The organism is Stenotrophomonas bentonitica (assembly GCF_002887735.1).
GTDB lineage: Bacteria > Pseudomonadota > Gammaproteobacteria > Xanthomonadales > Xanthomonadaceae > Stenotrophomonas > Stenotrophomonas bentonitica_A.
On sequence record NZ_PKQP01000020.1, the window covers coordinates 1 to 24,299 of the forward strand.

Sequence of the window (24,299 nt, forward strand, 5' to 3'; positions counted from 1 at the left end):
GAAGCGAGCCGCCTATTATGTCAGGCTTTTCGTTTCCGTCAACACCTTCTTTCGAAGAAGTTGAAGTCCTGATCCTTCGCGGTTGCCGCCTTGCGGTGGCCCCTGCGTCGGGGGAGGGAAAGTATGTCCCTATCCGCATCGTTTGTGAAGGGGGTAAGCGACTTTTTTTCACGTCGCCTCCCTCCCATTCATGCTGGAAGGGGGCCGGATCGCCCGGACCCCTTGTGCCACTTAGGCCGCGACCAGCAGCACGCGTGCGAAGGTGCGCTTGCCGACCTGCAGCAGGCCTTCAAAACCGGGCGCGAACACCTGCTGGGCGTCCTCCACCACCTCGCCGTCCACCTTTACCGCACGCTCTTTGAGCTTGCGGGACGCTTCGGAGTTGCTCGGGGTGAGCCCGGCAGCGGTCAGCAGCGCACCAATCCGCAGGCCTTCGGCGGGAATGCTCACTTCCTGCAGCGGCAGCAGGGTCACATCGCCCTGCCCGGTCACGGCGGCATTCCAGCCGGCGATGGCCTGCTCGGCCGCGGCGGCGTCATGGAAGCGGGTGGTCAGCTCACGCGCCAGGCGCAGCTTCACCTCGCGCGGGTTCAACCCGCCCGCCTCGACCTGCTCACGCAGCGCCTTGGCCTCGGCCTGGCTGATATCAAAGGAGAGCAGCTCGATCCAGCGCCACATCAGGTCGTCGCCGATCTTCATGGTCTTGGTGACGATGTCGATGGCCGGTTCGCTGATACCAATATAGTTGTTGAGCGACTTGGACATCTTGGCCACGCCGTCCAGGCCTTCCAGCAGCGGCATGGTGAGCACGATCTGCGGCTTCTGCCCGTAGTGCCCCTGCAGGCCGCGGCCCATCAGCAGGTTGAACTTCTGGTCGGTACCACCCAGTTCAACGTCCGCTTCCAGCGCCACCGAGTCGTAGCCCTGCACCAGCGGGTACAGGAACTCATGCAGGGCAATGGACTGCTGGGCGGCATAGCGCTTGGCGAAGTCATCGCGCTCGAGCATGCGCGCCACGGTGTGCTGGCCGGCCAGGCGGATCATGTCGGCGGCGGCCATCTTGCCGAACCACTCCGAATTGAAGCGCACTTCGGTCTTCTCGCGGTCCAGCACCTTGAAGACCTGGTCTTCATAGGTACGCGCGTTGGCCAGCACGTCTTCCTTGGTGAGCGGCTTGCGGGTGACGTTCTTGCCCGAGGGGTCGCCGATCATCCCGGTGAAGTCGCCAATCAGGAAGATCACCTGGTGGCCGAGGTCCTGGAACTGGCGCAGCTTGTTGAGCAGCACGGTGTGGCCCAGGTGCAGGTCCGGTGCGGTGGGGTCGAAGCCGGCCTTGACCCGCAGCGGACGGCCGCTTTCCAGACGCTGGCGCAGTTCGTCGGATTTGAGGATCTCATCGGCGCCTCGCCCGATCAGGGCAATGGCTTCTTCAATGGAGGACACGTGACAACTCCCGGCAATGCCTTATTTATATGAATGACGTTAAGTACAAGTTAACCGCAGGTGCTTCACAAAAGCCAATAGGCACAAGGGTTTGACGCGGTATTTATACCTGTCTATGTTACCGACGTTTGGGCCCGCGCTCCCGGGCCAGCCAGGAACAGACCGACGATGCTCAATTCCGATCAAGGCCGCGCGCGCAAGCAGCGCTTCAAGGAACGTCTCCACGTCCTCCACGACACCGCCCTCCATCGGAAGCTCAAACAGCATCTTCCCGCGGCCTTCAACCAGCGCTGGACCCGCCGCCACTGGATGCACGCCAGCCTGTTCGCCACCATCGGCGCCCTGGTGGCCACGATCGTCCCGGGCTTCTCGCACACCATCGACTCGCCCTACTCGGTCAGCCATTCGACCCTGGCGCTGCCGTTGCCGCCGCTGTCGCTGGAACGCCAGCAGCAGACCCCCGGCGACAGCTGGCAGGTGCTGCGCGTGCAGCGCGGCCAGACCCTGAGCAATCTGTTCGACCAGGCCGGGATCCCGGCCACGGTGATGCACCAGGTGCTGGAGCACCCCGGTGTGCGCGAGTCGCTGACCAAGCTGCGCCCCGGCGCGGAGATCGCCTTCGACCTGCCGCTGTCCGGTGAGTTGCGCACGATCCGCTTCGACCGTGATGCCGACAACCGCGTCGAGCTGTCCCTGGCCGGCGACAAGATCACCGAGACGGTGAGCAAGCGCGAGACCTCCACCCGCCGGGTGGTCGCCAGTGGCGAGATCACCAGTTCGCTGTACGCCGCCGCGCGCAAGGCCGGGCTGTCGCCCTCGGCGATCGCGACGATGACCGACGAGATCTTCAAGTACGACATCGACTTCTCCAAGGACCTGCAGCCCGGCGACCGTTTCAGCGTGGTGATGGACGAAACCTGGCGCGAAGGCGAGAAGGTGGACACGAGCAAGATCCTCGCGGCGACCTTCAGCTCGGGTGGCAAGACCTACAGCGGCTTCCGCTTCGACCGCAACGGCAAGTCCGAATACTTCGATGCCAGCGGCCGCCCCCTGAAGAAGAGCTTCATCCGCATGCCGATCCAGTTCGCGCGCTTGAGTTCGAGCTTCGGCGCGCGCAAGCACCCGGTGCTGGGCAAGATGCGCATGCACAAGGGCGTGGACTACGCCGCGCGCACAGGCACCCCGATCATGGCCGCCGGCGATGCCCGCGTGCAGTTCGCCGGCGTGCAGCGCGGCTACGGCAACGTGGTGATCCTCGACCACGGCCGTGGCCACACCACGCTGTACGGGCACATGTCGCGCTTTGGCAGCATCAAGACCGGCCAGCGCGTGGCCCAGGGCACCGTGATCGGCTACGTCGGCTCGACCGGCATGGCCACCGGCCCGCACCTGCATTACGAATTCCGCGTCAACGGCGTGCACCGCAACCCGCTGTCAGTGACGATGCCGCCGCCGGAGCCGCTGCAGGGTGCCGAGCTGGCCGCCTTCCGTGCGCAGACCGCGCCGGCACTGGCGCGCATCCAGGGCATGGAGAAGCTGATCTACGCCGACGCCAGCCCGGCCCCGGCTGCCACGTCGGCCGATACCGCCACCGCGAAGGCAGGCAAGCCGGTCAAATCCAACCGCGGCTGATCGCATCGATTGACGGCGGCAACGGGTTGCGCGGAAGCTGCATGCAACCCGTTGGACCGCCTGGCCATGACCTCTGCTGTTGATCCCACCACCCCGCTCTACCTGGGCCTGATGTCCGGCACCAGCGCCGACGGCATCGATGCCGCGCTGGTGCAGTTCCCCGCCGAGGGCGGCTGCCGCTTTGTGGATGGCCTGACCCACGCGTGGGATCCGGCGATCCGCGCCGAACTGATCGCCCTGGGCGAAGGCGGCACGATCACCTCGCTGGACGCGCTGGGCCGGCTCGATGCCGAGGTCGGGATCACGTTCGCCGCGGCTGCCAACCGGCTGCTGGACAGCGCGCGCATCGACCGCACCCAGGTGCACGCCATCGGTTCGCACGGGCAGACCGTACGCCATCGGCCGCTGGCCGATCCTGCCTTCACGATGCAGATCGGCGACGCCAACCGCATCGCCGAATTGACCGGCATCACCACCGTGGCCGATTTCCGCCGCCGCGATGTGGCCGCCGGCGGCCATGGCGCGCCGCTGATGCCGGCGTTCCACCTGACGATGCTGGGTGACAGCGACGAAGACCGCGCCGTGCTCAACCTGGGCGGCATCGGCAATCTCACCTTGATCCCGCGCCAGGGCACCCCGCGCGGCTTCGATACCGGCCCGGCCAATGCGCTGATGGATGCCTGGTGCCAGCGCCACCGCGGCGAACCGTTCGACGCCGACGGGGCATTCGCGGCCAGCGGGCAGGTCGATACGGCGCTGCTGGCGCGGTGGCTGGCCGATCCGTGGTTTGCGCTGCCGCCGCCCAAGAGCACCGGGCGCGAGCAGTTCCACCTGGACTGGGCGCAGGCGCAACTGGGCGAGGGACAGGTCTCCGGCGCAGATGTGCAGGCGACCCTGCTGGAGCTGACCGCCGCGACGGTGGCCGATGCGCTGTTGGCGCACCTGCCGGGTGCGCAGCGGGTGCTGGTCTGCGGCGGCGGCGTGCGCAACCCGCAGCTGCTGCGGCGCCTGGGCGCACGCCTGCCGGGCGTGGTGATCGAGTCCAGCGCGGTGCACGGGCTGGATCCGGATTATCTGGAGGCGATGGGGTTTGCGTGGCTGGCGCAGCGCACCCTGGCCGGGTTGCCGGGCAATCTGCCGAGCGTGAGTGGTGCGCGGGGGCCGCGGATTCTGGGGGCGATCCACCCGGCCTGAGGCGCCACGGCGGCGGGCGCTGCGTGCGGCAATGATCGCCGATGCGCGGCTCGGCGCGTGCCGCCGTTACAGCCCCTGCGCGTCCGGCAGCGCCTGCAGTGCCGCGATGGCATCGGCGAGCGCATCGACTTCGGGATCGTGGAAGCCGCTGCGGACCTCCAGTTCGCTGGCGAACAGGCCTTGTTCCAGCAATGCCACGCAGGTGTCCTCGCGGGACCAGCCACGCGCCACTGCGATGCGGCGGATACGTTCCAGCAACAGCGGGTCCATATCCCGCAGCAGTAGATCAGCCATCGTTCTCCCCGTTGGCGCGCCGCCATCCCCGCAACGACTGTGCCGGCATGATCCATCAGGCTCTGCCGGCACGCAAACCACTCAGGCCGAGCTGCGGTCCCGGATCCGTGGCCACAGCCAGATCAGCAGCAGCAGGGTCGGGATGACCGTCGTGGCGCTGAGGATGAAGAAGGTGCTGTACGAGCTCGCCTCCACGATGTAACCGGAGACGCCGCCGACGAACTTGCCCGGCAGGTTGGCCAGCGAGACCAGCAGCGCGTACTGGGTGGCGGTGAAGTTGCGGTCGGTCAGCGAGGACATGAAGGCGACCAGCACCGTGCCGGCGAAGCCCTGGAACAGGTTGTCCGCGCTCAGCGCCGCATAGAACGCCCACAGTTGGCCCGGATTGTGCGCCATCAGCAGGAACGCCAGGTTGGACAGCGCCACGCCCAGCGCGGCGACCAGCAACATGCGGCGAAAGCCGAATGCAGCCACCGCGATGCCGCCGAGGAATGCACCGCCGATGCCCATCCACACGCCGAACAGCTTGGAGACGGTCGCGATGTCGGCCTTGGTGAAGCCCGAATCCAGATAGAACGGACCGGCCATCACCCCGATCACCTGGTCCGGGAATTTGTAGAGCCCGACGAAGGCCAGCAGCACCAGCGCCAGCACCACGCCATTAGTGCTGAAGAAGCTGGCGATCGGCTGCCAGAACGCGCCGAAGAAATCGATCCGGCGCTGGATGCGCACCTCGGGCTGCTCCGGCTCGCGGCACAGCAGCGTGGTGATGATCGGCAGGATCATCAACGCAGCCATGGCCAGGTAGGCCACGATCCAGCTCTCGAACTGGGCCAGGTACAGCGCGCCCGCGCCGGCCAGGATCAGGCCGATGCGATAGCCCAGCGTGTAGGTCGCGGCAAGCGCCGCCTGGGCACTCTCGGGTGCGATCTCGATGCGGTAGGCGTCCACCACCGAATCCTGGGTCGCGCCGGCGAACGAAGCCACCAGCACCCACAGCACCAGCGGGGTGACGCCGAGTTCGGGCCGGACGAAGGCCAGCGCGAACAACCCGCCGGTGACGCCGATCTGCGAGGCCAGCAGCCACGAGCGGCGCCGGCCGAGGAAGCCGATCAACGGGAACGCGTAGCGGTCGATCAGCGGCGCCCAGACGAACTTCATCAGATAGAAGAAGCTGGCCAGGCTGATCAGCCCGATGCTGCCCAGGTCCAGGCCGACATCCCGCAGGCGGGTGGACAGGGTCTGCGAGGCGATCAGCAGGAACGGCAGGCCGCTGCCGAAGCCCAGGAAGGCCATCGTCAGCGCCGAGGGCGTACCGAAGGCGCGCTTGATCCCGGCCCAGCCCTTGTAGGACACCGGCTCGACCGCTTCGGTCATGGGGCGTAGTCCACCGTGAACGGCGCATGGTCGGAGAAGCGTTCATCGCGGTAGACCGAGCAGCTGCGCAGGCGGTCACGCAGGCCCGGGCTGACGAACTGGTAATCGATGCGCCAGCCGACATTGTTGGCGCGCGCCTGGCCGCGGTTGCTCCACCACGTGTAGTCCTCGCCCTGCGGGTGCAGCAGGCGGTAGGCATCGGTCCAGCCCTGGCCGGCGGCGATGTCCAGCGCCTGGTCGGCATCCACGCACTGGCCGTTGAGCCAGTCGCGTTCGGGCGGCAGGCAGCCGGAGTTCTTCTGGTTGGATTTCCAGTTCTTGATGTCCAGCGCGGAACGCACGATGTTCCAGTCGCCGCACAGCACGTAGTCGCGGCCACTGGCCAGCCAGCCGGCCAGGATCGGGCGCAGCCACTCCATCACTTCGTACTTGAAGCCCTGGCGCAGATCGCCCGAGCTGCCCGAGGGGATATAGAAGGAGACCACGCTGAGGTTGCCGTAGCGGGCTTCGATGTAGCGGCCTTCATCGTCGAACGGGGCCCAGCCCAGTGAGGTGATCACCTGGTCCGGCTCGCGCTTGCTGTAGATCGCCACGCCGCTGTAGCCCTTCTTGGTGATGGCGTCGCGGTAGAAGCAGTGGTGCCCGTCCGGGCGGAACATCGGGTCGGTCAGCTGGTCTTCCTGGGCCTTGGTTTCCTGGATGCACAGGACGTCGGCGTCCTGGGCGCGGAACCACTCGAGAAAGCCCTTGGTGGCGGCGGAACGGATGCCGTTGGCGTTGAAACTGATGATGCGCATGCTGACCCGGGTCTGGAACGATACCCGCAAGAGCATACCGTTTCGGCCCTTGCAGGGGCTGGCTGGAAACGGACGGCATTGCCGCCCGCGGCCATCTGGCGAAGCCGTCTCGCCAGCCCGTGCGACACCGGGCCGCAGGGCCCGACGAGCGGAAAAGTGCGGGCATGCATTAGGATTTGCGCTCCAAATGAATTGAATCGAGTCTTGATGAGCGACCATCGCCACCGTTTCCTGCAACTGGCCCTGACCGCCGATGCCCTGCGTTTCGGCCAGTTCACCCTGAAGTCCGGCCGTCTGAGCCCCTATTTCTTCAACGCCGGCCGGTTCGATTCCGGCGCGCGCATGTCTCAGCTGGCGGCCTGCTACGCCGATGCCGTGGAAGCGACCGGGCTGAAGTTCGACGTCGTGTTCGGCCCGGCCTACAAGGGCATCCCGCTGGCCACCGCGACCGCCTGTGAATTCGCCCAGCGCGGCCGCGACCTGCCGCTGTCGTTCAACCGCAAGGAAGCCAAGGACCACGGCGAAGGCGGCAACCTGATCGGCGCGGACATGAATGGCAAGCGCGTGCTGATCGTCGATGACGTGATCACCGCCGGCACCGCGATCCGCGAAGCACTGGCGATCATCAAGGGCGCCGGTGGCACCCCGGCCGGCATCGTGGTGGCCCTGGACCGCCAGGAAATCGCCTCGGAAACCGACCGCCGTTCGGCCGCCCAGGCCGTGGCCGAAGAAGCCGGCATTCCGGTGGTCGCCGTGGCCACGCTGGCCGACCTGCTTGATTTTGCCTCCGGAAATCCGGAACTTGTGGGCTACCGGCAGCCGCTGGAGGACTATCGTTCCCGCTACGGCAGCCGTCCTACGCGTTGAGAGCAGGGGGCTTTCACCATGTCCAGGTTTGCCACGTTCACCGTTGTCGGCCTGTTGATGGCCGTGCCGCTGTTGCCTGCCCAGGCGCAGAAGCGCGCGGCCGACGCAGCGCCGAAGAAGCTGTACTGCTGGAACAAGGGCAGCGAGCGGATCTGCAGTGATGCCCTGCCCCAGGAGGCGGTGAACAGTGCGCGCGAGGAGTTCAACCTGCGCAGCGGCATGCGCAGTGGCGAAGTGCAGCGCGCGTTGACTGACGAGGAACGCGCCGATGCTGCGGCGCAGGCCGCGCAGCAGCGCCTGGACCTGGCCGCCGAGCAGACCCGCCAGCGTACCGAGCAGGCGATGCTGGCCACGTACGAGAGCGAGGACGACCTGCGCCGGGTGTTCGCCGAGCGCAGCGGCATCCTGGACAACAACATCCACACCGCCAGCTACAACGTGGCCAGCGTGCGTGATGCGCTGGTCACCCTGCTGGCCAGTGCGGGCAACCGCGAGCTGGATGGGCAGCCGGTGCCGGACAAACAGGCCGAGCGCATCCGCCAGCGGCATGCCGAGCTGGTGACGCAGCGGCGCATGCAGGCCTCGTTCGAGCAGCAGCGCCGGGCGCTGGACGTGGAGATTGAGAGCACGCTGCAGCGCTATCGGTTGCTCAAGGGTGTGGGGAGCGATCCGCGCGGGTAAGGTGGATGTGCGATTGCGTTGAAACGAAGGCGGCCTTTTGGGCCGCCTTCTCTGTTTTCGTCCTCGCGGCAGGCCCGGAGCGCGCTCTGAACTTTTCCGCAAGCAGGAGCGGTGAGTTGGTCGGGCGCTGGGACGCGACGCCCTTGCCGGCGACGCCCCCGGCGTCGGCCTGCGGCCGCCCCCTCCTCCTTGATTTCGCCCACAAGGGCATCGCGCCCCACGTGTACAGACCACTGGCGGCCAACAGCAAGTTCGCTGTCTCGCACGCGTATCGCACGCTGAGCTCCGTAGCGGCCGGCAGGTCCCTGGGCAAAATCAAGGAGGAGGCCGTCGCCGCCAGGCGGCGGCCGGGGGACATTTGCCGAGGGGCCTGCCGGTCGCTGCGGGGCGTAACGCTCGCGGCAGGGAAGCACCTTTTTATGCACTTTTTACGCGGGGCGCCGGTTTCGGGCGTGGAGCGTTTATGCCGTGCAGGCAGACCATGAGCGCCTGACGTGGAGTGGTTCCACCTGGACGTCCCATGAGCCCGTATCTGTCTGTCTTTCCTGCCGGTGCCCCGCGCACCGTGCGCTCCCTTTCCCGCGTTTGAGGCCACGACCATGTCTGCCTGGCTTTCCCTGCTGTGCGGCGTGCTGGTGCTCGTTGCCGCCGCCTATCTGCTGTACGTCGTGCTTCGGCCCGAAACCTTCTGACCGGAGCCGACCATGACCGAGATCCTGTTGATCCTGCTGGCCAGCATCGTGCTGGCCTTTCCGCTTGGGCTGTACCTGGCCCGGGTGATGCGCGGTGGCCCGATGCGTGGCGATGCGCTGTTCGGGCTGGTTGAAAAACCCCTTTACCGGCTGCTGGGGGTGAACCCGGCGCGCGGCATGTCCTGGCGTGGCTACGTGGGCGCCTTCCTGCTCAGCAACGTGGTGATCGCGGTGCTGGTGCAGGCCGTCTTCATGACCCAGGCCTGGCTGCCGTTCAATCCGGACCAGATTCCCAACATGCGCTGGGATACGGCGCTGCACACCATGGTGTCGTTCCTGACCAACACCAACCAGCAGCATTATTCCGGGCAGGCGCAGCTGTCGTACTTCTCGCAGATGACCGCGATCACCGGGCTGCAGGTGGTGACGCCGATGATGGGCCTGGCGCTGGTGGTGGCCACCCTGCGTGCGCTGTTCGGCGCGCGCCCCGAGGATGTGCCGGCCGACCAGGCTGCGCTGCTGAGTGCGGACCGCCGCGTCGATGTGGGCAATTACTACGCCGATGTGGTGCGCTCGAGCGTGCGCTTCATGCTGCCGCTGTGCCTGCTGTGGGCGGTGCTGCTGACCAGCCAAGGCGTGCCCGCCACCCTCGCCGGCGGTCCGCAGGCCGCGCCGATCGACGCCGCGGCCGGCATGGACACGCAGAAGCTGCCACTCGGGCCGGTCGCGGCGATGGTCGCGGCCAAGCATCTGGGCACCAATGGCGGTGGCTGGTACGGCCCCAACAGCGCGATGCCGCTGGAGAACCCGACCCCACTGTCCAACGCGCTGGAACTGATCAGCATCCTGCTGATCCCGATCGCGGTGATCTTCATGCTCGGCGCCTTCACCGGGCGCAAGCGCATGGCCGGGCTGGTGTTCGGCTGCATGCTGGCGATGTCCAGTGTGTCGATCGCCGCCACGGTGTGGCTGGAAGGCCACTCGGCCACTGCGGCCAGCCCGCTGCTGATGGAGGGCAAGGAAGTGCGCTTCGGTGCCGATGGCACGGGCTTGTGGGCCGCGATCACCACCCAGGTGTCCAACGGTTCGGTCAACGGCATGCATGACTCGCTCAGCCCGCTGGCCGGCGCCGTGCCGATGGTCAACATGCTGGTCAATGCGATCTGGGGCGGCATCGGCTGCGGGCTGCAGCAGTTCATCGTGTACCTGCTGCTGGGCGTGTTCCTGGCCGGGCTGATGACCGGCCGCACCCCGGAACTGTTCGGTCGCAAGCTGGAAACGCCGCAGGTGCGCCTGCTCGCGCTGCTGGTGCTGCTGCAGCCGATCACCATCCTGGGCTTCACCGCGTTGACCCTGGCGATCCCGTCGATCACCGGCACCTCCAACCCCGGCTTCCACGGCATCAGCCAGGTGTTCTACGAGTACACCTCGGCGTTCGCCAACAACGGCTCGGGCTTTGAAGGCCTCGGCGATGCCACGGTGTGGTGGAACCTGAGCTGCACCCTGGTGCTGCTGCTGGGCCGCTACCCCGTGCTGGTGATCCCGTTGATCGTGGCCGCGCAGCTGGCGGCCAAACGGCGGGCGCCGGAATCGGCCGGCACGCTGCAGATTGAAACCCCGACCTTCGCGCTGACCCTGATCGCGCTGATCGTCATCCTCACCGTATTGCAGTTCATGCCGGCGCTGGTGCTGGGCCCGGTCGCCGATCACCTGTCGCTGACGCTGCACTGAGACCGCCTTCCATGAGTACGTATCCGTTGAACGTTTCTTCCCATCGCCGCCAGCGCCTGCTCGATGGCGCCGGCTGGCGCCGTGCCCTGCGCGACGCCGTGATCAAGCTCTCGCCCCGGCACCTGCTGCACAGCCCGGTCATGGCCGTGGTGATGGTCGGCACAGTGGTCAGCGCCCTGGTCACGCTGACCGGCAATGCGCCGCTGGGCTTCGGCCTGGCGGTCACCGCGATCCTGCTGCTGACGGTGCTGTTCGGCAACTTCGCCGAGGCGGTGGCCGAAGCGCGCGGCCGGGGCCAGGCCGCCTCGCTTAGACGCGCCCGGCAGGACCTCAGCGCGCGCCGGTTGGCGGCCGCGCATGCCGGGGCCAGCGAGACCCAGGTCCCGGCGGCCGAACTGCGCCCGGGCGACCATGTGATCGTCAGTGCCGGGGAACTGATCCCGGCCGATGGCGAGATCGTGCAGGGCTTGGCCACCATCAACGAAGCGGCGGTGACCGGCGAATCGGCCCCCGTGCTGCGCGAAGCGGGTACCGACCGCAGCGGCGTGATCGGCGGCACCAAGGTGCTTTCCGACCAGATCATCGTGCGCATCACCGCCGAGCCGGGCCACAGCTTCCTGGACCGGATGATCGCGCTGGTGGAAGGCGCGAACCGCCAGAAGACCCCGAACGAGGTCGCCCTGACCCTGCTGCTGGCGGCGATGACGCTGACCTTCCTGGTGGTGGTGGCGACGCTGCCGGCGATCGGTGCGTTCGTTGGTGTGCAGGTCGATCCGCTGCTGTTGATCGCGCTGCTGGTGTGCTTGATTCCGACCACCATCGGCGGCTTGCTGCCGGCCATCGGTATCGCCGGCATGAACCGGGCGCTGGCCGCCAACGTGCTGGCCAAGTCCGGCAAGGCGGTGGAAGTGGCCGGCGACGTGGACGTGCTGCTGCTCGACAAGACCGGCACGATCACCCATGGCGACCGCCAGGCCACGCACTTCCATGCACTGGCGGGGATTGATGCCACGCAGCTGCGCGAAGCGGCGCTGCTGTCCTCGCTGGCCGACCCGACGCCGGAAGGAAAATCGGTCGTGCGTCTCGCGCGTGAGCAGGGCTGCACCACCGCCGAGCCGGACCGTGCGGACTATCTTGCGTTCTCTGCGCAGACCCGCATGTCCGGTGTGGATCTGGACGGCGGCCGCCGCATCCGCAAGGGCGCTTCCGATGCGATCACCGCGTATGTGCGTGAGCTGGGCGGGACCGTGCCGTCGGAGCTGCCGGGCCGCGTGGAGCAGGTGGCGCGCAACGGTGCCACCCCGCTGGTGGTGTGCGAAGGCCGCCATGTGCTGGGCGTGATCGAGCTGTCGGACGTGGTCAAGCACGGCATGCGCGAGAAGTTCGCGCAGCTGCGCGCGATGGGCATCCGCACGGTGATGATCACCGGCGACAACCCGCTGACCGCTGCGGCGATCGCCGCCGAAGCCGGTGTGGACGACTACATCGCCGAGGCCCGCCCCGAAGACAAGCTGGCCCGCATCCGCGCCGAGCAGGCCGGTGGGCGGCTGGTGGCGATGGTCGGCGACGGCACCAACGACGCCCCGGCGCTGGCCCAGGCCGACATCGGGCTGGCGATGAACTCCGGCACGCAGGCCGCCAAGGAGGCCGGCAACATGGTCGACCTGGATTCGGACCCGGCCAAGCTGCTGGCGGTGGTGGAAGTGGGCAAGCAGCAGCTGATCACCCGCGGTGCGCTTACCACGTTCTCGCTGGCCAACGATGTCTCCAAGTATTTCGCGATCCTGCCGGCGCTGTTCGCCTCAACCCTGCCGGCGATGGCGGCGCTGAACGTGATGCACTTGTCCAGCCCGCGCAATGCGGTGCTGGCGGCGCTTATCTTCAATGCGTTGGTGATCCCGGCGCTGATCCCGCTGGCCTTGCGCGGGGTGCGCTTCCGCCCGGCCACGGCCACCGCGCTGCTGCGCCGGAACATGCTGGTGTATGGCCTGGGCGGCGTGCTGCTGCCGTTTGCGGCCATCAAGTTGATCGACCTCTTCCTTGTCTCGGTATTCGGCGCATGAACCGCTCGCTTGCTACGTCCGTCCCCCGTCCGGCGCGCAGTCGCGCGGCCGCCTCCCTCCACCTGCAGCAGGACAGCGCCTGGCGCCCGGCCCTCGTGCTCGGCGTGAGCAGCCTGTTGCTGCTCGGCCTGGCCTATGCAGTGGCCACGACCAGCGTGAGCCGGCTGCTGTTCCCGGCGCAGGCCGATGGCAGCCTGCTGATCCGCGACGGGCAGGTGCGTGCCTCGCAGCTTATCGCCCAGCCGTTCGTCGGCGATGGCTACTTCCAGGCGCGGCCCTCGGCGGCCAACTATGACCCGATGGCCGCGGCCGGCAGCAACATGGCGCGCAGCAACCCGGCGCTGCAGGAACGGGTGCAGGCGGCGATCACGGCGGTGGCCGCACGCGAAGGCGTGCCTGCCGCGCAGGTGCCCGGCGATCTGGTAACCCAGTCCGGCGCCGGCATGGACCCGGAGATCTCCCCGGCCGCCGCGCAGGTGCAGGTGGCCCGCGTAGCACGCAGCCGTGGCCTGCCGGCCGAGCGCGTCGCCGCGTTGGTGCAGGCCAACACGCTGGGCCCGCAATGGGGCGTGTTCGGCCAGTCCCGGGTCAACGTGATGACGTTGAACCTGGCGCTGGAGGATCTCAAGGCCCGACCGTGATGCCGGGATCGCGCGAAGCGGCGCACAATCCCCGCCCATGAGCGACTCCCGTACCCGCCAGGCCGATGCCCTGGTCGACACCCTGCAGCGCGAAGCCGGCGGCAAGCTCACTGTGTTCCTGGGCGCGGCCCCGGGGGTAGGCAAAACCTTCAGCATGCTGACCCGCGCGCATGAGCAGCTGCGCCGCGGCGTGGACGTGGTGATCGGGCTGGTGGAAACCCACGGCCGCGCCGAGACCTCGGCACTGCTGGCGGGCCTGCCGCAGGTACCGTTGTTGCAACGCGAGTACCAACAGCACGCGCTGGAAGAAATGGATCTGGACGCGGTGCTGGCGCGTCGCCCGGCCCTGGTGCTGGTCGACGAACTGGCGCATCGCAATGTGCCCGGCAGTCGCCATGAACGGCGCTGGCAGGATGTGATGGAACTGCTCGATGCCGGCATCGACGTGTGGACGACGGTCAACATCCAGCACCTGGAAAGCCTCAACGACGTGGTCATGCGCATCACCGGGGTGCGCGTCAGCGAGACCGTGCCGGATGCGGTACTCGACCGCCTGCACGACATCGTGCTGGTGGACCTGCCGCCGCGCGAACTGATCGAGCGCCTGCAGCAGGGCAAGGTCTATGTGCCGGAGCAGGCGGCGCAGGCGCTGCAGGCATTTTTCTCGCCGGCCAACCTGACCGCACTGCGCGAATTGGCGATGCAGGAAGCCGCCGACCGCGTGGACAGCAGCCTGCGCGAGACCCGTGCCGCGCGCGGCGAAGGCAACCTGCCGCTGCGCCGCCGCGTGCTGGTGGCGATCGATGGCGGCGGCCAGAGCGAGTACCTGGTGCGGGTCGGCCGGCGCATCGCCGAGCGGCGCGATGCGCCGTGGACGGTGGTGACGGTGCAGGCGCGCGCGCACGACGAGCAGACCCGGCGCGAGATCGATGCCGCCTTCGCCCTCGCCCGCCGCCTCGGGGGTGAGGCCGAACTGCTGCATGGCTCCAGCATCGCCGATGCGCTGCTCGATCACGCCGCACACAACGGGGTCTCCACGCTGGTGCTGGGCCGCACGCGCGAGCGGCCGCTGGCGCGCATGCTCAACCGCACGCTGACCCAGCAGCTGATCCGTCGTGGCGCACATTTCGAGATCACCATCATCGGCACACCACAGGCGCGGGCGCGGGCGCGGCGGTCGGGGCTGTTCATTCCCAGCCGCAGCGCCGGCAAGGACGCGCTGCTGGCGCTCGGCGCCACGGCGGCGGCCTGCCTGGTGGCGCTGGTCGCCGAGCGCTGGATCGGGCTGTACGACCTGTCGATGGTGTTCATCGTGGCGGTGGTGATGGTCGCCGCGCGCAGCCGCACCAGTGCGGCGGTGATCGCCGCCGCGCTGTGTTTCCTGGCCTACAACTTCTTCTTCATCGCGCCGCGCTTCACCTTCGCGATCAGTGCGCGCCAGGGCGTGATCACGGTCTTCCTGTTCCTGGCCGCTGCCTTGGTGGCAGGGCGGTTGGCCTCGCGCCTGCGCATGCAGGTGGTCGCGTTGCGCGCGGCCAACCGGCACGCGCATGCGCGCCAGGCACTGGGCCGGCAACTGGCCAGTGCGGCGAGCAACGAGCAGGTCGCGCAGGCCGGCCGCGAGGCACTGGAACAGGCGATGGACGCCCCGGCGTGGCTGCGCATCGGGCAGTACACCAGTGCCAGCGGCAGCGCCGCACCGGGCGACACCGATCTGGCCGCGGCCGACTGGGCGCACCGGCATGGCCAACCCAGCGGACGCTTCACCGATACCCTGGCCGGTGCTGGCTGGTGGTTCCTGCCGCTGCTGGACGGCGACGACCGCGCGATCGGCGTGGCCGGCATGCGCTTCCCGCGCGAGGCACCGCGGCTGACACCGGAACAACGGCAGCTGGCCGAAGCGATGGTGGACGACATCGCGCAGGCCGCGCTGCGCACCCAGCTGGTGGCCGATCTGGAAAAGGCGCATGTGAGCAACGAGACCGAGCGGTTGCGTTCGGCGTTGCTGTCCTCGGTCTCGCATGACCTGCGCTCGCCGCTGGCAGCGATGATCGGCTCGGCCGACAGCCTCTCCAGCTATGCCGAGGCGATGGACGCCAGCGACCGGCGCGCCCTGCTGGACACCATTCTGGTGGAAGGCGAGCGCCTGGACCGCTACATCCAGAACCTGCTGGACATGACCCGGCTGGGCCATGACGGGCTGCAGATCAACCGCGACTGGATCGGCGTGGACGAGCTGGTCGGCTCGGCCGCGCGCCGCCTGCAGCGCTATCAGCCCGATGTGCTGTTGAAGCTGGACATACCCGCTGAGCTGGCGCCGATCTGGGTGCATCCGGCGCTGGTTGAACAGGCCGTGTTCAACGTGATGGAAAACGCCGCCAAGTTCTCCCCGCCCGGCGCGGCGGTAGAGGTGCAGGCACGGTTGGTCGAGGGCGAATTGCGCATCGACGTGCTCGATGCCGGACCGGGCATCCCGGACGAGGAGCGCGCGCGCATCTTCGACATGTTCTACAGCGTGGAACGCGGCGACCGTGGCCGGCATGGCACCGGGCTGGGCCTGACCATCTGCCAGGGCATGATCGGCGCGCATGGCGGCAGCGTACAGGCGCTGCCGGGCCGCGACGGACGCGGTACCCTGATCCGCATCACCCTGCCCTTGCTGCATCCCCACCCCGCCGATGACAACGACGATTCCTGAGGCTTCCCACGGCGTGCCCCCGGCGCGCGTGCTGGTGATCGACGATGAAGCGCAGATCCGGCGCTTCCTGGAGATCAGCCTGCGCGCGCAGGGCTACCGCGTGTCCCAGGCCGCGACCGGCCAGGCCGGGCTGGAAGCACTGGTCGGCGAAGGGGCGGATCTGGTGATCCTGGATATCGGCCTGCCCGACATGGAAGGCCATGAGGTACTTGGCGAGCTGCGCCAGTGGAGCCAGGTGCCGGTGATCATGTTGACCGTGCGCGCCAGCGAGACCGAGAAGGTGCGGGCGCTGGATGCCGGTGCGAACGACTACGTGACCAAGCCGTTCGGTACGCAGGAGCTGATGGCGCGTGTGCGGGCACTGCTGCGCTCGCGCACGGTCTCCAGCGAAGGCGTGCTGCCGCAGTTCGATGATGGCCACCTGCATATCGATCTGGTCCGGCGCGAAGTGCACCTGGACGGCGCGCCGGTGGCGTTGACCCGCAAGGAGTACGCACTGTTGTCGCTGCTGCTGCGCAACGCCGGGCGGGTGGTGACCCAGCCGCAGATCCTGCAGGAGATCTGGGGACCGACCCACCAGCACGACACCCACTACCTGCGGATCCTGGTCGGCAAGCTGCGCCACAAGCTGGGCGATTCGGCGCTGGATTCGCGCTATCTGTTCACCGAGCCGGGCGTGGGGCTGCGCTTCAAGGGGTGATCGACGGCATCCACGCATGGCGTGGATCTACATGGGCATGGCATGGATGTACATGCGCGTGGCGCAGATGCACGGTAGTGCCGGCCGCTGGCCGGCTCCACGTCACGTTCAAGGAATGCGAAGCGCCGGCCAGCGGCCGGCACTACCGCTGATCGCCACGGTCGGTACCCACAGATCAGAAGCCCAGTTCAACACCCGGCAGCAGCGGTTGCAGCTGCGCGCGGAACAGTGCCTTGATGCGCTCCAGTGCCGCCTCGTCGTCGGCTTCGAAACGCAGCACCAGCACCGGCGTCGTATTGGATGCGCGCACCAGGCCCCAGCCATCGGGGAAATCGGCACGCAGGCCATCGATGGTGGACAGGCGCGCGCCCGCGAACGGCGAGTCCTCCACCTGCACCGAGGAGACGAACAAGGACACCAGCGCGTGCGGGGTACCCGCATCGACCGGCACCTTCAACTCCGGGGTGGAGACGCTGTCGGGCAGCTCGTCGAGCACCTCCGACGGCGTCTCATCGCGCTGGGCCAGGATCTCCAGCAGGCGCGCGGCGGCGTACAGACCGTCGTCGAAGCCGAACCAGCGTTCCTTGAAGAAGAAGTGGCCGCTCATCTCGCCCGCCAGCTCGGCGTCGGTCTCGCGCATCTTGGCCTTCATCAGCGAGTGGCCGGTCTTCCACATCAGCGGGCTGCCACCGTTGCGCAGCACGTAGTCGGAGAGCTTGCCGGTGCACTTCACGTCGTAGATCACCAGCGCGCCCGGGTTGCGCATCAGCACGTCGGCCGCGAACAGCATCAACAGCCGATCGGCATAGATGATCTTTCCTTCGCGGGTGACCACGCCAAGCCGGTCGCCATCGCCATCGAAGGACAGGCCGATATCCGCGTCGAAGCGCTTCACGGTCTGGATCAGGTCTTCCAGGTTGTGCGGATCGCTCGGGTCCGGATGGTGGTTCGGGAAGCTGCCGTCCACATCGCAGTACAGCGGAATGACCTCGGCGCCAATCGCCTCCAGCAGCGGCTGGGCCAGCTCGCCGGCAACACCGTTGCCCGCATCGGCCACCACCTTGAGCGGGCGGTCCAGCTGCACGTCATCGGCAATGCGCTGGATGTAATCGGCATTGACCTCGCGGGTCTGGAAGCTGCCCGGTTCTGATGCCACGTGCAGCTGCCCATCGCGGATGCGGTGGTACAACTCGGTGATCGCATCGCCGGACAGCGTCTCGCCGCCGACCACGATCTTGAAGCCGTTGTAGTCCGGCGGGTTGTGGCTGCCGGTCACCGCCACGCAGCTGCCGGCGCGCAGGTGGTAGCTGGCGAAGTACACCACCGGGGTCGGTGCGAGGCCGATGTCGGTGACGTTGCAGCCGGCGCGGCGCAGGCCTTCGATCAGGCCGGCGGTGAGTTCGGGGCCGGACAGGCGGCCATCGCGACCCACCACGATGTCGCGCAGGCCCTGCACCTGCAGGACCGAACCGATCGCCTGCCCGATCAGGGCGGCGACCTTGGGGGTCAGCTCGCGGCCGACCACGCCGCGGATGTCGTAAGCGCGGAAGATATCGGGGGCAACGGATTCGCCCGGCACGGACGGCGGCGGCGGTGCTGCCTCGTCGCTGGTGTCGACGGCCTCCACCGCAAGCGGTGCCTGGGCGAGGCTTTCGCTCAGGGTCGGGCCGGCGTCGGCGGCACCGTCATCCGCACCGCGGCGGCGCGGCAAGGGCACTTTGCCTTTGCCGAGCACCAGCAGCACCGCGATCAGCAGCAGCAACAGCGCCACGATCGCACTGGAGATCGCCCCCAGTCCCAACGGGCCCGGTTCGATGTCCGGCACCGCCGCAGACAGGCGCAGCCCACTGGTGCCGATCGGGCGCGCCAACGCTTCAGCGCCGCCGGACAGCGCGCGGCTGCCCTGTTCGACTACGTTGTGGTTGCCCTGGCGCAGTGCGAGGTAACCGTCGGCGGGCACGGCAACCTGATCGAACACGCCGGTCAAACGCAGCAATGGCTGGCGCACGTAAACGACCGCGGCACCCTGCGGGCCCAGATCGACGGCGGCCGCCAGGCCGAGGCGCTGCCCACCGGCATCGCGGACGACGCGGGCCACCGGCTTGTCATCTGCGATGGCGGCTTCGAGCAGCGCCAGGCGCGAGTAACCGAAGGCCTTCGGATCGGCGTAGGCCGCATCGAGATCGGCGGTCAGGACCTGGACGTCTTCCACGCCCGGCCAGCCTTCGCGGATGGCCACGGCCGCCCCCTGTGCGTTGCCGCTGGCCAGTGCACTGGCAACGGGCCCGGTCTTGAGCACCTTGCCGAACCTGCCCAGCTGACCCGTCACCGCCGTCTGCAGCCCCTCGACCACGCGGTCACGCGACTGTTCAAGCTCGGCGCCGACGGCCGCCTGGCGCCATTGGCGCACACCGCTCCACCCGAACCAGCCCGCCAACAGCACCAGCAGCACGGCCAACAGCGGCACCGAGCGCCCTGTCGTGAACCGCGGCCGTCCTTCCGCCTTCGCCTTGCTCATCAAGCTCCCCTGTCAGCGCACCCCGGTATGGCCGAATCCACCCGTTCCCCTGGCGCTGTCGGTGAAAGTATCCACTACCTGAAGCGCCACGCGTGCAATCGGCAGCACCACCAGCTGGGCGATGCGATCGCCGGGCTGCAGGGTGAACGGCTCGCGCCCCCGGTTCCAGGCGCTGATCAGCAGCGGGCCCTGGTAATCAGCATCGATCAGGCCGGTGCCGTTGCCCAGCACGATGCCGTGGCGATGGCCCAGGCCCGAGCGCGGCAACACTACCGCGGCCAGGTTCGGATCGGCGATATGGATCGCGATACCGCTGGGAATCAGCGCCGTATCGCCCGGCTGCAGGGTGAGCTCGGTTTCCAGCGCCGCGCGCAGGTCCAGCCCGGCGCTGTGTTCGGTGGCATAGGCCGGCAGCGGCCATTCGTCGCCGAAACGCGGGTCCAGCAGCTTGACCTGCAGGGGCTGGAGGGAGGAATCGATGGTCATGCGTGCAACCTCTGGGCAATCAGGGACAACAGTTGTTCGGCCAGCACGGCCTTGGAGGTGCCGGGGAACACCTGTTCGCCGCCCTGCCAGTAGGCCGTGGCCGCGTTTTCATCGCTTTCGAAACCGCCGGTGCTGATCCCGACCTGGTTGGCGATCACCAGATCCAGGCGCTTGTCCACCAGCTTGCCGCGCGCGTACTTCTCCACGTCGTGGGTTTCGGCGGCGAAGCCGACCACCAGCTTGAGCGCGTTGGTCTGCGCGGCGACCTCGGCCAGGATGTCCGGGGTGCGCACCAGCTCCAGGGTCAGGCTCTGGGTGCCGGCGGTCTTCTTGAGTTTCTGCGGGGCGACCTGGCGTGGGGTGTAATCGGAGACGGCGGCCGCACCGATATAGATGTCGGCCGGCAGTGCAGCGAGCACCGCTTCGCGCATCTGTGCGGCCGAGCGCACATCGACACGCTGCACGCCCGCGGGCGTGGCCAGCTGGACCGGGCCACTGACCAGCACCACCTGCGCGCCGAGGCGGGCGGCGGCGGCGGCCAGGGCATAGCCCATCTTGCCGCTGCTGCGGTTGCCGACGTAACGCACCGGGTCGATGTCTTCATAGGTGGGACCGGCGCTGATCAGCACGCGCAGGCCCTTCAGTTCACTGGCGGCCGGCGGCTCGGCCAGGGCCGGTGCCTGCAGCGTGGCCAGCGCGGCCACGATCGCGTGCGGTTCGGTGAGCCGGCCGGGGCCGGATTCGCCTTCGGCCAGCGGGCCGTCTTCCGGCCCGATCACCTGGGCACCGCGCTCGCGCAGCAGGCCGATGTTGGCCTGGGTGGCCGGGTGCAGCCACATGCGATGGTTCATCGCCGGGCACACGGTCAGCGGCGCGGTGGTGGCCAGGCACAAGGTGGTGACCAGGTCATTGGCGTGGCCATTGGCCAGCCGCGCGAGCAGATCGGCGGTCGCGGGCGCGACCACGATGCGGTCGGCCCAACGCGCCAGCTCGATGTGGCCCATGGCCTGCTCGGCCGCGCTGTCCCACAGGGTGGTGCGGGTCGGCTGGCCGGACAGTGCCTGGAAACTGAGCGGGGTGACGAACTGCTGGGCCCCGGCGGTCATCGCGACCTGCACCTGGGCCCCGGCATCGCGCAGGCGGCGCACCAGTTCCAGCGACTTGTAGGCAGCGATCCCGCCACCAACGCACAACAACAGCTTCTGGCCTTCCAACGGGCGCGCGGCCGCCGGAGAAGCCTGGGGGGAGTCAGCCACCTTGGGTGTTCCTGTCGAACCGAGGCGATTAGCTTACCCGATGGTCTGTAGGCCGCCTGATGCGCCAGCGGCATAAGGAGGCAGGTTTTCGTCATAAGCAACCACCGGACTGGGCACGATTTCCTGCATTTACCGACACGATGGCGCCCGGTTCACCGATGGTGGCGGGGCCGGCAGGGAGTGGAGACTGAGGGCATGTCGATCCGAGACTGGCCCAGTGCCGAGCGTCCCCGCGAAAAGCTGCTTGCCCAGGGCGCCGGCGCCCTGTCCGATGCCGAGCTGCTGGCGATCTTCCTGGGCTCGGGGCTGCGCGGGCGCGATGCGGTGGAGACCGCGCGCGACCTGCTGCAGTCCCACGGCCCCCTGCGCAACCTGCTTGATCTGCCGGCCACCGCGCTGGCCGCCCTGCCCGGCCTGGGCCCGGCCCGCAGCTGCAAGCTGGTGGCCGGGCTGGAACTGGCGCACCGGCATCTGGCCGCCGAGCTGGCCCGGGGCGACAGCCTGCGCGACCCCGCCGCCGCCGGGCGCTACTTCAAGCAGCGGCTGCGGTCGCGTCCCAACGAGGTGTTCGCCGCGCTGTTCCTGGACAACCAGCACCGCACGCTGGCCTGCGAGGAGCTGTTCAGCGGCACGGTGGACGCGGCGGCGGTCTACCCGCGCGAGGTGGTCCGGCGCGCCCTGCTGCACAACGCGGCGGCGGTGATCGTCAGCCACAACCACCCTTCCGGCAGTGCCGAACCCTCGCTGGAAGACCGCCGGATCACCACGCTGCTGCAGCAGGCCTTGGCCCTGGTGGACATCCGCCTGCTCGACCACGTCGTGATCGGCGACGGGGCCCCGGTATCGATGGCCGCGCGCGGCTGGATGGGCATCGCAGCGGCCTGATCCGGGCGGGAAACGCCGCCGCTCGGCCCCGGTTCAATGGATCGGGGTGGCTTCTGGGCTAAAATTGCCGATTCCGCCGCTCCAGTCCCAAAGCAGGCCTTGTGAAAAATCTCCTCCGCGCCCTGATCAGCCAAGGCATCGAAGCCTTGCGCGCCAACGGCACTCTGCCGGCCGATACCCTGACCCCGGAATTCGTGGTCGAACGCCCGAAGACCCGTGAGCACGGCGATTTCGCCACCAACGCCGCGATGCTGCTGGCCAAGCCGGCGCGCAGCAATCCGCGCGCCCTGGCCCAGGCGCTGCTTGATGCGCTGCCCAAGAGCGATGACGTGGCCCGCGTCGAGATCGCCGGCCCGGGCTTCATCAATTTCCACCTTGCCCCGAGCGCCTACCAGCGCGAAGCGGCCAGTGTGCTCAAGGAAGGCGCCGATTACGGCCACAACCTGAGCGGCAATGGCCGCACCGTGGGCGTGGAATACGTGTCGGCCAACCCGACCGGTCCGCTGCATGTCGGCCACGGCCGCGCGGCGGCGATCGGTGACTGCCTGGCACGCCTGCTGGAAGTGAACGGCTGGAACGCCAAGCGCGAGTTCTATTACAACGACGCCGGCGTGCAGATCGAGAACCTGGCGCTGTCCACCCAGGCACGTGCGAAGGGCCTCAAGCCCGACGACGCCGGCTGGCCGGAAGCGGGCTACCGCGGCGATTACATCGAGGATGTGGCCAAGGCTTACCTGGCCGGCGCCACCGTGGAACTGGAAGGCCATTCGGTGGTCGGCGAGCGCGACCCGGACAACCTCGATGCGATCCGTCGCTTCGCCGTGGCCTACCTGCGCAACGAGCAGAACCAGGATCTGGCCGCGTTCGGCGTGGATTTCGACATCTACTTCCTGGAAAGCTCGCTGTACAAGGACGGCAAGGTCGAAGAGACCGTCGCCCAGCTCAATGCGGCCGGCCACACCTATGAGGAAGGCGGCGCGCTGTGGCTGCGCTCGACCGACTTCGGTGACGACAAGGACCGCGTGATGCGCAAGTCCGACGGCACCTACACCTACTTCCTGCCCGACGTGGCCTACCACCTGAGCAAGTGGCAGCGCGGCTACGAGCGCGCGATCACCGAGCTGGGCGCGGACCACCACGGTTCGCTGGCGCGCGTGCGCGCCGGCCTGCAGGCGCTGGACGTCGGCATCCCGAAGGGCTGGCCGGAATACGTGCTGCACCAGATGGTGACGGTGATGCGCGGCGGCGAGGAAGTGAAGCTTTCCAAGCGTGCCGGCAGCTACCTGACCCTGCGCGACCTGATCGAAGAAGCCGGCCGCGATGCGACCCGCTGGTTCCTGATCGCGCGCAAGCCCGATTCGCAGCTGACCTTCGATATCGATCTGGCCCGCCAGCAGAGCAACGACAACCCGGTGTTCTACGTGCAGTACGCGCATGCCCGCGTCTGCAGCCTGCTGCGCCAGGCGCAGGAGAAGGGCCTGGGCTACACGCCGGCCGAAGGGCTGGCCGGGCTGTCCTCGCTGGGCGATGAGGCCTCGCTGTGGTTGATGGTGGAAATGTCGCGCTTCCCGGAAGTCGTCGAGGCGGCCGGCCTGGCGCTGGAACCGCACCTGATCGCGCAGTACCTGCGTGAATTGGCGCATGCCTTCCACACGTGGTATCACGGCACGCAGGTACTGGTGGCCGACGAAAGCGAACGCAACGCCAAGCTGACGCTGGCCTGCGCCGCGCGCCAGGTCCTGGCCAATGGTCTGAACATCCTGGGCGTATCCGCCCCGGAAAAAATGTAAGCAGTGGAGAAGCAGTAAATGGCAGCACGACGCGGCAAGAGCCAGGCACGGCGCAACAGCAACCAGGGCACCCCGGGATGGGTGTGGCTGGTCGCGGGTGTGGCGATTGCGGCCGTGGTGTTCCTGGCGGCACCCAACCTGTTCAAGAACGACGGTGACGGTTTCCTGCGGGTCGGCCCGCAGCCGGACCCGAACGCCCAGCCGGCCCCGGTGAGCGATGCCGACACCGACGTCGGCACCGAGCTGCCCAAGCCGGGTGCCGCCAAGCCTGCCGAGCCGGCCAAGCCGGCGGCGACGCAGTACGACTTCTACACCCTGCTGCCCGGCAAGGAAGTGGAAATGTCCGATGCGGAGCTGGCCGCAAGCGCACGCGCCGAAGACCAGCGCCGTGCCAAGGCCGAAGCGCAGCGCGCGCAGGCCGCGCTGGAAGGCCGCCCGTTGCCGCCCGCACCGGCGCCGACCAGCACCGCCGCGACCACTTCGCCTGCGGCGGTGAGCACCGCCCCGCTGCCGGCTCCGGTGGCGGAGCGCCCGGCGGCGACCACGGCTCCGGC

At 68.3% G+C, this 24,299-nt stretch carries 19 protein-coding genes and 1 pseudogene; 13 read left to right on the forward strand and 7 right to left on the reverse strand.

Going from position 1 to position 24,299, the window contains the following annotated elements; genetic code table 11:
- Positions 1–231: 231 nt before the first annotated feature.
- The gene (gene tyrS, locus C0R07_RS19285) at positions 232–1,443 is read right to left on the reverse strand and encodes a tyrosine--tRNA ligase (protein WP_102789675.1); all 1,212 of its coding nucleotides are present in this window, start codon (positions 1,441–1,443) and stop codon (positions 232–234) included.
- Between the two features lie 168 nt (positions 1,444–1,611).
- On the opposite strand from tyrS, the gene C0R07_RS19290 reads away from it, so the two are divergent.
- Together C0R07_RS19290 and C0R07_RS19295 are read left to right on the forward strand one after the other, a co-directional pair.
- Positions 1,612–3,075 carry a M23 family metallopeptidase gene (locus C0R07_RS19290; RefSeq protein ID WP_046272990.1) on the forward strand — a complete coding sequence of 488 codons (1,464 nt, stop codon included), beginning with the start codon at positions 1,612–1,614 and terminating at the stop codon, positions 3,073–3,075.
- 66 nt (positions 3,076–3,141) lie between these two features.
- Positions 3,142–4,269: an anhydro-N-acetylmuramic acid kinase gene (locus C0R07_RS19295; RefSeq protein ID WP_102789683.1), complete on the forward strand. Its 1,128-nt coding sequence runs from the start codon at positions 3,142–3,144 to the stop codon at positions 4,267–4,269.
- Between the two features lie 66 nt (positions 4,270–4,335).
- Here C0R07_RS19295 and C0R07_RS19300 read toward each other — a convergent pair whose 3' ends face one another.
- The 3 genes from C0R07_RS19300 to C0R07_RS19310 form a co-directional block, all read right to left on the reverse strand.
- On the reverse strand, positions 4,336–4,563 hold the full coding sequence (locus tag C0R07_RS19300; RefSeq protein WP_019183956.1) for a hypothetical protein: 228 nt from the start codon (positions 4,561–4,563) through the stop codon (positions 4,336–4,338).
- An 81-nt stretch (positions 4,564–4,644) separates the two neighbouring features.
- On the reverse strand, positions 4,645–5,940 hold the full coding sequence (locus C0R07_RS19305) for an AmpG family muropeptide MFS transporter (protein WP_019183957.1): 1,296 nt from the start codon (positions 5,938–5,940) through the stop codon (positions 4,645–4,647).
- On the reverse strand, positions 5,937–6,737 hold the full coding sequence (locus C0R07_RS19310) for an exodeoxyribonuclease III (protein WP_019183958.1): 801 nt from the start codon (positions 6,735–6,737) through the stop codon (positions 5,937–5,939). Before C0R07_RS19310 ends, C0R07_RS19305 begins: the two co-directional genes overlap by 4 nt.
- Positions 6,738–6,944: 207 nt before the next feature.
- Here C0R07_RS19310 and pyrE point away from each other — a divergent pair, with 207 nt between their 5' ends.
- The 8 genes from pyrE to C0R07_RS19355 all read left to right on the forward strand — a co-directional run bounded on the left by pyrE (position 6,945) and on the right by C0R07_RS19355 (position 16,810).
- A complete protein-coding gene (gene pyrE, locus C0R07_RS19315; RefSeq protein ID WP_046272987.1) occupies positions 6,945–7,604 on the forward strand; it encodes an orotate phosphoribosyltransferase in 660 nt (219 codons plus the stop codon).
- An 18-nt stretch (positions 7,605–7,622) separates the two neighbouring features.
- Complete coding sequence (locus C0R07_RS19320; protein WP_102789676.1) at positions 7,623–8,285, forward strand: hypothetical protein; 663 nt, start codon at positions 7,623–7,625, stop codon at positions 8,283–8,285.
- A 599-nt stretch (positions 8,286–8,884) separates the two neighbouring features.
- Positions 8,885–8,977: a potassium-transporting ATPase subunit F gene (locus C0R07_RS19330; RefSeq protein ID WP_019183961.1), complete on the forward strand. Its 93-nt coding sequence runs from the start codon at positions 8,885–8,887 to the stop codon at positions 8,975–8,977.
- Between the two features lie 12 nt (positions 8,978–8,989).
- On the forward strand, positions 8,990–10,708 hold the full coding sequence (gene kdpA, locus C0R07_RS19335) for a potassium-transporting ATPase subunit KdpA (RefSeq protein ID WP_102789678.1): 1,719 nt from the start codon (positions 8,990–8,992) through the stop codon (positions 10,706–10,708).
- Between the two features lie 11 nt (positions 10,709–10,719).
- The gene (gene kdpB / locus C0R07_RS19340) at positions 10,720–12,771 is read left to right on the forward strand and encodes a potassium-transporting ATPase subunit KdpB (RefSeq protein ID WP_088432343.1); all 2,052 of its coding nucleotides are present in this window, start codon (positions 10,720–10,722) and stop codon (positions 12,769–12,771) included.
- On the forward strand, positions 12,768–13,412 hold the full coding sequence (gene kdpC, locus C0R07_RS19345) for a potassium-transporting ATPase subunit KdpC (RefSeq protein WP_102789679.1): 645 nt from the start codon (positions 12,768–12,770) through the stop codon (positions 13,410–13,412). The genes kdpB and kdpC overlap by 4 nt, the downstream gene beginning before the upstream one ends.
- Positions 13,413–13,449: 37 nt before the next feature.
- Positions 13,450–16,110 (forward strand): sensor histidine kinase, encoded by a 2,661-nt coding sequence (locus C0R07_RS19350; RefSeq protein ID WP_102789680.1) that lies wholly within the window; start codon positions 13,450–13,452, stop codon positions 16,108–16,110.
- Entirely contained in the window at positions 16,091–16,810 is a 720-nt protein-coding gene (locus C0R07_RS19355) for a response regulator transcription factor (RefSeq protein ID WP_019183966.1), read from the forward strand. The genes C0R07_RS19350 and C0R07_RS19355 overlap by 20 nt, the downstream gene beginning before the upstream one ends.
- Before the next feature lie 175 nt (positions 16,811–16,985).
- Here the strand turns inward: C0R07_RS19355 and C0R07_RS19360 are convergent, their stop codons facing one another.
- From C0R07_RS19360 to coaBC, 3 genes are read right to left on the reverse strand one after another with little or no spacing between them, the layout of a single operon-like run.
- The gene (locus C0R07_RS19360; RefSeq protein WP_102789681.1) at positions 16,986–19,328 is read right to left on the reverse strand and encodes a phosphomannomutase/phosphoglucomutase; all 2,343 of its coding nucleotides are present in this window, start codon (positions 19,326–19,328) and stop codon (positions 16,986–16,988) included.
- 12 nt (positions 19,329–19,340) lie between these two features.
- Positions 19,341–19,814: a dUTP diphosphatase gene (gene dut, locus C0R07_RS19365; protein ID WP_046272982.1), complete on the reverse strand. Its 474-nt coding sequence runs from the start codon at positions 19,812–19,814 to the stop codon at positions 19,341–19,343.
- The gene (gene coaBC / locus C0R07_RS19370; RefSeq protein ID WP_102789682.1) at positions 19,811–21,070 is read right to left on the reverse strand and encodes a bifunctional phosphopantothenoylcysteine decarboxylase/phosphopantothenate--cysteine ligase CoaBC; all 1,260 of its coding nucleotides are present in this window, start codon (positions 21,068–21,070) and stop codon (positions 19,811–19,813) included. The genes dut and coaBC overlap by 4 nt, the downstream gene beginning before the upstream one ends.
- A gap of 195 nt (positions 21,071–21,265) precedes the next feature.
- On the opposite strand from coaBC, the gene radC reads away from it, so the two are divergent.
- From radC to C0R07_RS19385, 3 genes and pseudogenes are all read left to right on the forward strand, one after another.
- Positions 21,266–21,955, forward strand: a complete 690-nt coding sequence (gene radC, locus C0R07_RS19375; RefSeq protein WP_070426457.1) for a RadC family protein — start codon at positions 21,266–21,268, stop codon at positions 21,953–21,955.
- Between the two features lie 101 nt (positions 21,956–22,056).
- Positions 22,057–23,745, forward strand: a complete 1,689-nt coding sequence (argS, locus tag C0R07_RS19380) for an arginine--tRNA ligase (protein ID WP_019183971.1) — start codon at positions 22,057–22,059, stop codon at positions 23,743–23,745.
- Between the two features lie 18 nt (positions 23,746–23,763).
- Positions 23,764–24,299, forward strand: a pseudogene (locus tag C0R07_RS19385) (SPOR domain-containing protein); the annotation flags it as partial.